The following is an 11,158-nucleotide window of genomic DNA, read 5'->3' as shown; positions in this document are numbered from 1 at the left end:
AAGATGGTCTGAGGGGGGTCCTGGGACGACCGGGGCTCAGGCAGAGCCCCGGCCAGACCCGTCAGACCTCTTCGACGCTGCTCGGCTCGCGCCGGGACAGGTCGATACCGAGCTCCTCCGCAGCGCGGAAGACGTCCTCGTCCGTGTCGCGCATCTCGATGGACATGCCGTCCGAGGACAGCACCTCCACGTTGAGGCAGAGCGACTGCATTTCCTTGATGAGCACCTTGAAGGACTCGGGAATGCCGGGCTCAGGGATGTTCTCGCCCTTGACGATCGCCTCGTAGACCTTCACGCGGCCGGTGACGTCGTCGGACTTGATGGTCAGCAGCTCCTGGAGGGCGTACGCGGCGCCATAAGCCTCCAGCGCCCACACCTCCATCTCACCGAAGCGCTGGCCACCGAACTGGGCCTTACCACCCAGCGGCTGCTGGGTGATCATCGAGTACGGACCGGTCGACCGGGCGTGCAGCTTGTCGTCGACCAGGTGGTGCAGCTTCAGGATGTACATGTACCCGACCGAGATCGGGTCCGGGAACGGCTCGCCGGAGCGGCCGTCGAACAGCTGGGCCTTGCCGGAGGGCTGGACCAGCCGGTCGCCGTCGCGGTTGGGGATCGTGGCCTCGAAGAGACCGGAGATCTCGTCCTCGCGGGCGCCGTCGAAGACCGGGGTCGCGACGTTGGTGCCGGCGGCGACCTGGTCGGCGCCGATCGCCTGGAGCCGCTGGGCCCAGTCGTCCGCCAGACCGGAGACGTCCCAGCCGCGGCTGGCGAGCCAGCCGAGGTGGATCTCCAGGACCTGTCCCGGGTTCATTCGGGACGGGACACCCAGCGGGTTGAGGATGATGTCGACCGGGGTGCCGTCCTCGAGGAACGGCATGTCCTCGATCGGAAGGATCTTGGAGATGACACCCTTGTTGCCGTGGCGGCCGGCGAGCTTGTCACCGTCCGTGATCTTGCGCTTCTGCGCCACGTAGACGCGAACCAGCTGGTTCACACCCGGCGGCAGCTCGTCGCCCTCTTCACGGTCGAAGACACGGACGCCGATGACCTTGCCGGTCTCGCCGTGCGGCACCTTCAGCGAGGTGTCACGGACCTCGCGGGCCTTCTCACCGAAGATGGCGCGCAGCAGGCGCTCCTCCGGCGTCAGCTCGGTCTCACCCTTGGGCGTGACCTTGCCGACGAGGATGTCGCCGGCGACGACCTCGGCACCGATGCGGATGATGCCGCGCTCGTCGAGGTCGGCGAGGACCTCCTCGGAGACGTTCGGGATGTCCCGGGTGATCTCCTCCGGGCCGAGCTTGGTGTCACGGGCGTCGACCTCGTGCTCCTCGATGTGGATCGAGGAGAGGACGTCGTCCTGCACGAGGCGCTGCGACAGGATGATCGCGTCCTCGTAGTTGTGACCCTCCCACGGCATGAACGCCACGAGCAGGTTCTTGCCCAGCGCCATCTCACCCTGCTGGGTGGCGGGACCGTCGGCCAGGACCTGGCCCTCGATCACGCGGGCGCCCTCGTCCACGACAACCTTCTGGTTGACCGAGGTGCCCTGGTTGGAGCGGGAGAACTTGGCGATCCGGTACGTGGTGTACGTGCCGTCGTCGTTGGCGACGGTGATGTAGTCCGCGGAGACCTCCTGGACGACACCCGCCTTCTCCGCCTTGATGACGTCACCGGCGTCGACCGCGCAGCGGTACTCCATGCCGGTGCCGACGAGCGGCGCCTCGGACGTGATCAGCGGCACGGCCTGACGCATCATGTTCGCGCCCATGAGGGCACGGTTGGCGTCGTCGTGCTCAAGGAACGGGATCATGGCGGTCGCGACCGACACCATCTGGCGCGGCGAGACGTCCATGTAGTCGACCTCGGTGCCGGGCACGTAGTCGACCTCGCCGCCACGACGGCGGACCAGCACGCGCGGCTCGGTGAACTGCATCTCGTCGTTGAGCGCGGCGTTGGCCTGCGCGATGACGAAGCGGTCCTCCTCGTCGGCGGTGACGTAGTCGACCTCGTCGGTGACCTGGCCGTCGACGACCTTGCGGTACGGCGTCTCGATGAAGCCGAACGCGTTGACGCGGCCGTACGAGGCGAGCGAACCGATCAGACCGATGTTCGGGCCTTCAGGGGTCTCAATGGGGCACATGCGGCCGTAGTGAGACGGGTGCACGTCACGGACCTCGAAGCCGGCCCGCTCACGCGAGAGACCACCCGGGCCGAGCGCCGACAGACGGCGCTTGTGGGTGAGACCCGACAGCGGGTTGTTCTGGTCCATGAACTGCGACAGCTGGCTGGTGCCGAAGAACTCCTTGATGGAGGCGACGACCGGCCGGATGTTGATCAGGGTCTGCGGCGTGATCGCCTCGACGTCCTGGGTCGTCATGCGCTCACGCACGACGCGCTCCATACGAGCCAGACCCGTACGGACCTGGTTCTGGATGAGCTCGCCGACGTTGCGCAGACGGCGGTTGCCGAAGTGGTCGATGTCGTCGGTCTCGACGACGATGTTCCGACCCGACTCGCCGACCGTCTCGGTCTCACCGGCGTGCAGCTTGACCAGGTACTTGATGGTCGCGATGACGTCGTCGGTGGTGAGCACGCCGGCGTCCAGCGGCTCGTCCGCGCCGAGCTTCTTGTTCACCTTGTAGCGGCCGACCTTCGCGAGGTCGTAGCGCTTCGGGTTGAAGTAGAGGTTCTCAAGCAGCGTCTGAGCGGCCTCGCGCGTCGGCGGCTCGCCCGGACGCAGCTTGCGGTAGATGTCGAGCAGCGCGTCGTCCTGGCCCTGGGTGTGGTCCTTCTCCAGGGTGGCGCGCATCGACTCGTACTCGCCGAACTCCTCCAGGATCTGCTCGGTGGTCCAGCCGAGAGCCTTCAGGAGGACGGTGACGGACTGCTTGCGCTTGCGGTCGATGCGGACACCGACCATGTCGCGCTTGTCGATCTCCATCTCGAGCCAGGCACCCCGGGACGGGATGATCTTGGCCGTGAAGATGTCCTTGTCGGACGTCTTGTCGATGTTGGAGTCGAAGTAGACACCCGGCGAGCGGACCAGCTGCGACACGACGACACGCTCGGTGCCGTTGATGACGAAGGTGCCCTTGTTGGTCATGAGCGGGAAGTCGCCCATGAAGACCGTCTGGGACTTGATCTCGCCGGTCTCGTTGTTGGTGAACTCGGCGGTGACGAAGAGCGGGGCCGCGAACGTGAAGTCGCGCTCCTTGCACTCGTCGATCGAGTTCTTCGGCGGCTCGAAGCGGTGGTCGCGGAAGGTCAGCGACATCGACCCGGAGAAGTCCTCGATCGGGGAGATCTCTTCGAAGATCTCCTCCAGACCGGACTTGGTGGGGACGTCCTGTCCACTCTCGAGAGCGGCCTCGACCCGAGACTTCCAAGCGGCATTGCCGAGCAGCCAGTCAAAGCTCTCGGTCTGCAGCGCAAGAAGGTTCGGAACCTCGAGGGGCTCCTTGATCTTTGCAAAGGAGATGCGCAGCGGGGCGGTGCTGGCGCCGTTGTTCGTATTGGCGGTCGAGGCGTTGCGCGAGGCGGCCAAGAGGGGGTCCTTCCGAGGGCTCGGACTCACTACGCGCGTACCGGTCCCACGTGGGCACAGAGAGAGACGTTTCCCGACTTGACCGAAGACGGCCAGGTCGGGGCGGTTCCATCAAAGATGCTCAGGCGAGGGCATGCCCCTGGTGACGGGCAGGGGACAGCTAACAGGCAGCGCAAAGGGACAGTGTAGCCACTCGGCACACTGATGTCCAGGGCGGATTTTTCGAGACCCGCATTGCTCTTCTCAAGTACCTCGGTACCTCGGTCAGCCGTGCGCCGCGCAGACGCAGATTAGTACTGCCCTCTTCGCCGTCGATCCATGCCTCGGATCCGGATCGGTGTGACGACGCGTCCTGAGAATTGCGCGCTGCGTGCGGTTCGTCAAGACCCCTCCGCTCCCCGGAGATCGCCGCGGGAGCCGTTGCGGGGCGCGTGCCTGCGTCATCGCCGAGCAGACGGCGAAGATCACCATACTCCCCGGGGGACCGCGTGCAAGGCAGACGACGCGGGTACGCCGAAGGGCGATCACCCGGATGGGTGATCGCCCTTGGCGGTGTCCAGCGGCGCGCGAGCGCGCCTGCGAGACGGGTGCGGGTCTTGGTGGACCCGCGAGGTGTTACTTGACCGTGACGGAGGCGCCGGCGGCCTTGAGGGACTCGGCAGCCTTCTCCGCGGCCTCCTTGGCGACCTTCTCGAGGACCGGCTTCGGGGTGCCGTCGACGAGGTCCTTGGCCTCCTTCAGACCCAGGGAGGTCAGCTCGCGCACGACCTTGATGACCTGGATCTTCTTCTCGCCAGCACCCTCGAGGATGACGTCGAACTCGTCCTGCTCCTCGACGGCCTCGGCGGCCGGGCCACCGGCGGCGGGGCCGGCAACGGCGACGGCCGCGGCGGCGGTGACGTCGAACTTCTCCTCGAAGGCCTTCACGAACTCGGAGAGCTCGATGAGGGTCATCTCCTCGAACTGGGCGAGCAGGTCTTCCTGGCTGAGCTTCGCCATGATGGGCGATCCTTCCACTAATTCGGCGGGTGCCGGATGTACATGTAGGCGGGCGTACGTTCGGCCCGCTGCGACCGTCGCCCTAGCGGGCGGCGATCAATGCGCGAGCCGAGTTACTCGGCACCGCCCTGCTCGGCGAGCTTGACGCGAAGCGCTTCCGCGGTGCGGACGAACTTCGACGGCAGCGCCTGGAAGAGCGAGGCAGCCTGAGACTGCTTGCCCTTGAACGCGCCGGCCAGCTTGCTGAGCAGAACCTCGCGGGACTCGAGGTCCGCAAGCTTCTTGATCTCATCGGCGGACAGCGCCTTGCCATCAAGGACACCGCCCTTGATGATCAGGTTCGGGTTCTCCTTGGCGAAGTCACGAAGACCCTTCGCCGACTCCACCGGGTCACCGGTGATGAAGGCAACCGCCGTCGGACCAGTGAACTGGTCGTCCAGCGAAGTGATCCCGGCCTCGTTGGCCGCAATCTTGGTCAGCGTGTTCTTCACCACGGCGTACTGGGCGTTCTCACCGAGCGAACGACGCAGCGTCTTGAGCTGCGCCACGGTGAGACCCCGGTACTCGGTCAGCACGGCGGCGTTCGAGCTGCGGAACTGGTCCGCGAGCTCGGCTACCGCGGCAGCCTTGTCGGGCCTTGCCATAGAGCGTCGGCCTCCTTCCGGGTGATGAGGACCGCTCAGAAGGGGCTGAACAATACGAAACGCCCCGGCGCAGGCGCACGGGGCGTAGCTCAACCGACTGCGCCCGTTGAAGAGCGGCATCCGGGAACTTTCCACGATCACCTGCGCGGGTCGTCCGCATTCAGCGGATCCTTCGGCCACCGCCCCCTCGAATGAAGGCACGGCAACGACCAGCGGTCTTTGGCTTCTGGGGAAGCGTACGTGACGTGGTCCGTGTCAAGCAAATCCGCTCGTACGAGATGCTCGTGGCCAGCTCGCACCGACTCGTACCGATGCTCCTGCGCGCCGTGACGACCCCGCACCGTCAGGCGTCGCCGGCCTTGCCGGCGGCCTTCATCAGCTCGGCGAAGTCGAAGGTCTCCGACGCCGGCGGCGCGTTGACCGCGACCTTGGTGCCGTAGTCCGAGTAGTGCGCGCTCATGGAGATCTTGCCCTGGGGGCTGTTGATGCCGACGTTCATCTGCACCGGGTAGCCGTCCTTGGTGAGCCAGAGCTCGGTGTCGTAGCCCTGGATGCCGGCCTGCTTCATGGAGTCGATGAGCTTCTGGCGGTCCTGGGCGGGCATGCCGGCCAGGTTCTGGTTGCTCGCGACCATCTCGTCGAGCGTCAGCGTGCCCTTGTAGTGCTCCGCCGGGGCGCCGTCGATCTGCTCGGTGCCGAGGTGCTTCACGTTCGGCGAGTCCGTCAGCAGAGCGAGCTGCTGGGCCGGGTCCTGCTTCTCCGCACCGCCGGTCATCTGCTGGGCCGACGCCGCATCGCCGCCGGCCGCCTTGGCCAGGGCTCCGAGGTCCATCTTCATCCAGTGCCTGCCGCCCAGCTGCTTGGGAGCGGCGGCGCCCATGTCCGTGTACGAGACGCCGTTCAACTGGATCATGTGCATCTGGTCCGGCGCACCCGGCGTGCCCTTGAAGGCCCCACCGCTCATGGTCATGTCCAGCGCGGCCGGGTCCCACGACTGGACGCCGGACATCTCCAGGTCGCCGACGCCCGCGACCCCCGCCCCCGGGATCGACATCTTCATGGTGACCTTCGCCGACTTGGCCGCCGAGGTCTTCTTGTAGGCCGCCTGGAGCGCCGTACGGGCGTCCTTCGGGCTCGACTGCTCGGCGGCCTTCTTCGGCGCGTCCGCGGCCTGCTTGTCGCCCCCGCTCTGGCACCCGGCGGCCCCCGCCACCAGTACCGCCACCGCCGCCAGGGAGACTCCGGCGCGCTTGACCGACCTGCTCATTACCCCACCCCTTGATCAATTCGACGCAAAACCTTCACAACCGTAACTCAGAGCGCTGACAGCGGACACAGAAATAAACCGGCCCCCGCGCCTCTGACGAGGTGCGGGGGCCGGTCTCAGTGCGCGAAGCCCGCGACTGCCGGTGATCCGTGGGATCAGACGGCGGCCGGGTCCTCCTCGACGAGGAGGTTGCGGGTGCGGTTCGAGTCGAGCGCGATACCGGGGCCCATCGTGGTGGTGATGGTCGCCTTCTTGATGTACCGGCCCTTGGCGGCGGACGGCTTCAGACGGAGGATCTCGTCCAGGGCCGCACCGTAGTTCTCCACCAGCTTGGCGTCGTCGAAGGACACCTTGCCGATGATGAAGTGCAGGTTCGAGTGCTTGTCGACGCGGAACTCGATCTTGCCGCCCTTGATCTCCTCGACCGCCTTGGCGACGTCGGGGGTCACGGTGCCGGTCTTCGGGTTCGGCATCAGACCACGCGGACCGAGCACGCGGCCGAGGCGGCCGACCTTGCCCATGAGGTCCGGGGTCGAGACGACGGCGTCGAAGTCCAGACGGCCCTTCGCCACCTCGTCGATGAGCTCGTCGGAGCCGACGATGTCGGCGCCCGCGGCAAGCGCGGCCTCGGCACGGTCGCCGGTCGCGAAGACCAGGACCCGGGCGGTCTTACCGGTGCCGTGCGGGAGGTTCACGGTGCCACGGACCATCTGGTCGGCCTTGCGCGGGTCGACACCCAGGCGGAAGGCGACCTCGACGGTGCCGTCGAACTTGGTCGTGGAGGTCTCCTTGGCGAGACGGACGGCCTCGAGCGGCGCGTACAGCTTGTCCGCGTCGATCTTCGCGTCCGCAGCGCGGAGAGTCTTGCTGCGCTTCACTTCTGCTCCTGTGTTGGTTCAGGGATGGAGTCGTGGTGCGGACCAGCGCTTGGCCCTACCACTGAGGTGCTGCGAGGGGCTGAGATCAGCCCTCGACCGTGATGCCCATGGAACGGGCGGTGCCAGCGATGATCTTCGACGCGGCGTCGAGGTCGTTGGCGTTCAGGTCGGCGAGCTTCGTCGTGGCGATCTCGCGGACCTGGGCCTCGGTGATCTTGGCGACCTTGGTCTTGTGCGGCTCGCCGGAGCCCTTCTCGACACCAGCGGCCTTGAGGATCATCTTCGCGGCCGGCGGAGTCTTGGTGATGAAGGTGAAGGAGCGGTCTTCGTAGACCGTGATCTCCACCGGGATCACCCAGCCACGCTGCGACTCGGTCGCGGCGTTGTAGGCCTTGCAGAACTCCATGATGTTGACGCCGTGCTGACCGAGCGCGGGGCCGACCGGCGGGGCCGGGTTCGCCGCACCGGCGTTGATCTGGAGCTTGATAAGCCCCGTGACCTTCTTCTTCTTGGGAGGCATTGCTCTCTCCGGGTCCTAGTGAGAGTGAACCGCCTGGCATCCGATCAACCGGATGCAGGCATACCGCACAACGATAACGGGTATAGCTGCGCGGCTAAAAACCGAGCAGGTCAGAGGGGCTGCGAGAGCCCCTCTGACCTGCTCGGAAGTGCTGGGTTCCAGAAGCCGCTAGTTCTTCTGGATCTGGTCGAAGCTGAGCTCGACCGGGGTCTCGCGGCCGAAGATCTCGACGAGGCCCTTGACCTTCTTCGAGTCGGCGTTGATCTCGTTGATGGTCGCCTGCAGCGTCGCGAACGGGCCGTCGGTGACGGTGACCGAGTCGCCCACCTCGAAGTCCAGGACCTGGACCTCGACCTTGCGCTGCGGAGCCGGCTTGCCCTCGGCCTCGGCGGCCTCGCGGGCGGCCTTCTCCTCGGCCTCCGGGGCGAGCATCTTGACGATCTCGTCCAGCGTCAGCGGGTACGGGTCGTAGGCGTTGCCCACGAAGCCGGTGACACCGGGGGTGTTGCGGACGACGCCCCAGGACTCGTTCGTCAGATCCATGCGGACGAGAACGTAACCGGGCAGCTTGTTCTGCCGGACGTTCTTGCGCTCGCCGTTCTTGATCTGGACGATCTCCTCTTCGGGGACCTCGGCCTGGTAGATGAACTCCTCGACGTTCAGCGAGACGGCACGCTGTTCGAGGTTGGCCTTCACTCGCTTCTCGTAACCGGCGTACGTGTGGATGACGTACCACTCGCCGGGCAGGAAGCGGAGCTCCTGGCGCAGGGCCTCGACCGGGTCGACCGGGGCGGCGGGCTCCGCCGGCTCCTCGGCCTCGTCCTCGACGGACTCGGCGGCTTCGACGGACTCGTCCGACTCGGCGTCCTCGTCGGAAACCTCGGCGTCGGCCTCGGCGCTTTCGAGCTCGTCCTCGTCAGCGGACTCGACGTCGGCGGACTCGTCGTCGGAGTCGACGTGCAGGGCAGCCTCTTCGGCCGCTTCGCCCGCAGCGGCGTCGGCAGCCTCGGCCTCGTCCTCGTCGGCCGCCTCGATGATCTCGAGCTCGTCCTCGACGGACTCGACCGACTCGATGGCGTCGTTCAGGTTCGGGTCAGACACGGTGGCTGCTTCTTCCTGGCTACAGATGGGGTGGAACATGCGAAAGGGGCGCCGTTGTGGGCGCCCTTCGCGGATCAGCCGAAGACGTACTTGACTACCTGCTGGAAGCCGGAGTCAATCAACGTCACGATGCCAATCATGATGACAACGAACACGATCACCACGGTGGTGTACGTCGTCAGCTGGCTGCGTGTCGGCCAGACAACTTTACGGAGTTCGGCAACAACCTGCCGGTAGAAGAGCGCGAGACGGCCCAGAGGGCCCTTCTTTCCGCGCTTACCGCCCTTGCGGGCCTTCTTCTTCGAATCCTTGGACTCCGCTGCCTCGTCCTGGGCATCAGGCATGTCGATGGAGCCCACGGCGTCCGTCACGCTTCTCACCTGATTCCGGGTCATGGCCGTGCCGCGCCCGGTGGAGCCGCACGGCGGTGCATTGAAGTACGTACATGCGCACACATCCTGGCGAAGGTGTGTGTAGCAGGGCCGGAGGGACTTGAACCCCCAACCGCTGGTTTTGGAGACCAGTGCTCTACCAATTGAGCTACGACCCTTTGTGGTTCCCCCAACCTACCGCATCAAACGATGTGGTCGGTGAGGGCCAACAGCCAGTGAGTGTACGTGGTCAGAAGCCCGGCGTCGAACAGCTTGCTCCCGAACACTCCCCGACCCCCTCGGCACCACCTCCGTCAGCGGCCGCTCGGACGGCTGTCCACATGCTGACCGGTCCGTGGAACGCGGATGCCTGAGGCGTTCGAGGTCTGGGACGATGGCCCGTATGAGCGCTGCAACTCCCCCGCCTTCCTCCCCCACCGAGCGCCGGGTCTCCGCGCGCATCGGCGCCATCTCCGAGTCCGCGACCCTCGCCGTCGACGCCAAGGCCAAGGCCCTCAAGGCCGCCGGGCGCCCGGTGATCGGCTTCGGCGCCGGCGAGCCCGACTTCCCGACGCCCGACTACATCGTCGAGGCCGCCGTCGAGGCCTGCCGCAACCCGAAGTACCACCGCTACACGCCGGCCGGCGGACTGCCCGAGCTGAAGGCCGCGATCGCCGCGAAGACGCTCCGCGACTCGGGTTACGAGGTCGACGCCTCGCAGGTCCTGGTGACCAACGGCGGCAAGCAGGCGATCTACGAGGCGTTCGCGGCGATCCTCGACCCGGGCGACGAGGTCATCGTGCCGGCCCCGTACTGGACCACCTACCCCGAGTCGATCCGGCTCGCGGGCGGCGTCCCGGTCGAGGTCGTGGCCGACGAGACGACCGGATACCGGGTCTCGGTGGAGCAGTTGGAGGCGGCGCGCACGGAGCGTACGAAGGTCGTTCTCTTCGTCTCCCCGTCCAACCCGACCGGCGCCGTCTACAGCGAGTCCGACGCCGAGGCGATCGGGCGCTGGGCCGTCGAGCACGGCCTGTGGGTGATGACCGACGAGATCTACGAGCACCTGGTGTACGGCGACGCGAAGTTCACCTCGCTGCCCGCGATCGTGCCCGAGCTGCGCGACAAGTGCATCGTGGTCAACGGCGTGGCCAAGACCTTCGCGATGACCGGCTGGCGGGTCGGGTGGATCATCGGCCCGAAGGACGTGGTGAAGGCCGCGACCAACCTCCAGTCGCACGCCACGTCCAACGTGTCCAACGTCGCGCAGATCGCCGCGCTGGCCGCCGTGTCCGGGAACCTGGACGCGGTCGCCACGATGCGCGAGGCCTTCGACCGGCGCCGCCAGACCATGGTGCGGATGCTGAGCGAGATCGACGGCGTGGTCTGCCCCACCCCCGAGGGCGCCTTCTACGCCTACCCCTCGGTGAAGGGCCTGCTCGGCAAGGAGATCCGCGGCAAGCGCCCGCAGACCTCGGCGGAGCTCGCCGCGCTGATCCTGGACGAGGCCGAGGTCGCGGTCGTCCCGGGCGAGGCCTTCGGCACGCCGGGCTACCTGCGGCTCTCGTACGCGCTGGGCGACGAGGACCTGGCCGAGGGCGTCTCGCGGCTCCAGAAGTTGCTGGGCGAGGCAACGAGCTGAGGTATTGCGCATAAGCGGGCTCCCGGCGAGGCCAGGGGCCCGCTTATGCGTTCAGGCACGCGCTCGTTCGGTGAACTCGGCTGCCTGGACCAGGATCTACGGCAAGATCCTCGGGTGACTCCTCCCCAGAGGGGCTTCTCACCTGGCCGCCACAGCGGCCTCGTGACGGACAAGCCCTGCCCGGCACCT

Annotated in this window: 9 protein-coding genes and 1 tRNA gene; 1 reads left to right on the top strand and 9 read right to left on the bottom strand. The window is 66.8% G+C overall.

Annotation, left to right across the window (positions count from 1 at the left end; genetic code table 11):
• Positions 1-61: 61 nt before the first annotated feature.
• The 9 genes from rpoB to ACIQ8J_RS08420 form a co-directional block, all read right to left on the bottom strand.
• Positions 62-3,547 carry a DNA-directed RNA polymerase subunit beta gene (gene rpoB, locus ACIQ8J_RS08460; protein ID WP_403268323.1) on the bottom strand — a complete coding sequence of 1,162 codons (3,486 nt, stop codon included), beginning with the start codon at positions 3,545-3,547 and terminating at the stop codon, positions 62-64.
• A gap of 615 nt (positions 3,548-4,162) precedes the next feature.
• Complete coding sequence (gene rplL / locus ACIQ8J_RS08455) at positions 4,163-4,546, bottom strand: 50S ribosomal protein L7/L12 (RefSeq protein ID WP_189963090.1); 384 nt, start codon at positions 4,544-4,546, stop codon at positions 4,163-4,165.
• 113 nt (positions 4,547-4,659) lie between these two features.
• Positions 4,660-5,190 carry a 50S ribosomal protein L10 gene (gene rplJ, locus ACIQ8J_RS08450; protein ID WP_328310989.1) on the bottom strand — a complete coding sequence of 177 codons (531 nt, stop codon included), beginning with the start codon at positions 5,188-5,190 and terminating at the stop codon, positions 4,660-4,662.
• Between the two features lie 343 nt (positions 5,191-5,533).
• On the bottom strand, positions 5,534-6,457 hold the full coding sequence (locus tag ACIQ8J_RS08445) for a hypothetical protein (RefSeq protein ID WP_403268319.1): 924 nt from the start codon (positions 6,455-6,457) through the stop codon (positions 5,534-5,536).
• 155 nt (positions 6,458-6,612) lie between these two features.
• Entirely contained in the window at positions 6,613-7,335 is a 723-nt protein-coding gene (rplA, locus tag ACIQ8J_RS08440) for a 50S ribosomal protein L1 (protein WP_403268317.1), read from the bottom strand.
• 85 nt (positions 7,336-7,420) lie between these two features.
• A complete protein-coding gene (gene rplK, locus ACIQ8J_RS08435; protein WP_053731185.1) occupies positions 7,421-7,855 on the bottom strand; it encodes a 50S ribosomal protein L11 in 435 nt (144 codons plus the stop codon).
• A 168-nt stretch (positions 7,856-8,023) separates the two neighbouring features.
• Positions 8,024-8,956, bottom strand: coding sequence for a transcription termination/antitermination protein NusG (gene nusG / locus ACIQ8J_RS08430; RefSeq protein ID WP_403268313.1), 933 nt, complete (start codon positions 8,954-8,956; stop codon positions 8,024-8,026).
• Positions 8,957-9,030: 74 nt separating this feature from the next.
• On the bottom strand, positions 9,031-9,327 hold the full coding sequence (gene secE, locus ACIQ8J_RS08425; protein ID WP_399057734.1) for a preprotein translocase subunit SecE: 297 nt from the start codon (positions 9,325-9,327) through the stop codon (positions 9,031-9,033).
• 106 nt (positions 9,328-9,433) lie between these two features.
• A tRNA-Trp gene (locus ACIQ8J_RS08420) sits at positions 9,434-9,506 on the bottom strand.
• 224 nt (positions 9,507-9,730) lie between these two features.
• Between ACIQ8J_RS08420 and ACIQ8J_RS08415 the strand changes: the two genes are divergently transcribed.
• On the top strand, positions 9,731-10,969 hold the full coding sequence (locus ACIQ8J_RS08415; protein WP_403268310.1) for a pyridoxal phosphate-dependent aminotransferase: 1,239 nt from the start codon (positions 9,731-9,733) through the stop codon (positions 10,967-10,969).
• Positions 10,970-11,158: the final 189 nt, after the last annotated feature.

The sequence above is a fragment of the Streptomyces sp. NPDC094147 genome (genome assembly GCF_044764265.1).
In the GTDB taxonomy this organism is placed as follows: Bacteria; Actinomycetota; Actinomycetes; order Streptomycetales; family Streptomycetaceae; genus Streptomyces.
The sequence above is the reverse complement of the archived record's forward strand: the minus strand, read 5'-3'. Positions and strand labels throughout refer to the sequence as shown.

Excerpts from the sequence above, each read along its gene's own strand:
- ACIQ8J_RS08415 (WP_403268310.1), top strand. The coding sequence starts at position 9,731 with ATGAGCGCTGCAACTCCCCCGCCTTCCTCCCCCACCGAGCGCCGGGTC.
- ACIQ8J_RS08445 (WP_403268319.1), bottom strand. The coding sequence starts at position 6,457 with ATGAGCAGGTCGGTCAAGCGCGCCGGAGTCTCCCTGGCGGCGGTGGCG.
- rplL (WP_189963090.1), bottom strand. The coding sequence starts at position 4,546 with ATGGCGAAGCTCAGCCAGGAAGACCTGCTCGCCCAGTTCGAGGAGATG.
- rplK (WP_053731185.1), bottom strand. The coding sequence starts at position 7,855 with ATGCCTCCCAAGAAGAAGAAGGTCACGGGGCTTATCAAGCTCCAGATC.
- rplJ (WP_328310989.1), bottom strand. The coding sequence starts at position 5,190 with ATGGCAAGGCCCGACAAGGCTGCCGCGGTAGCCGAGCTCGCGGACCAG.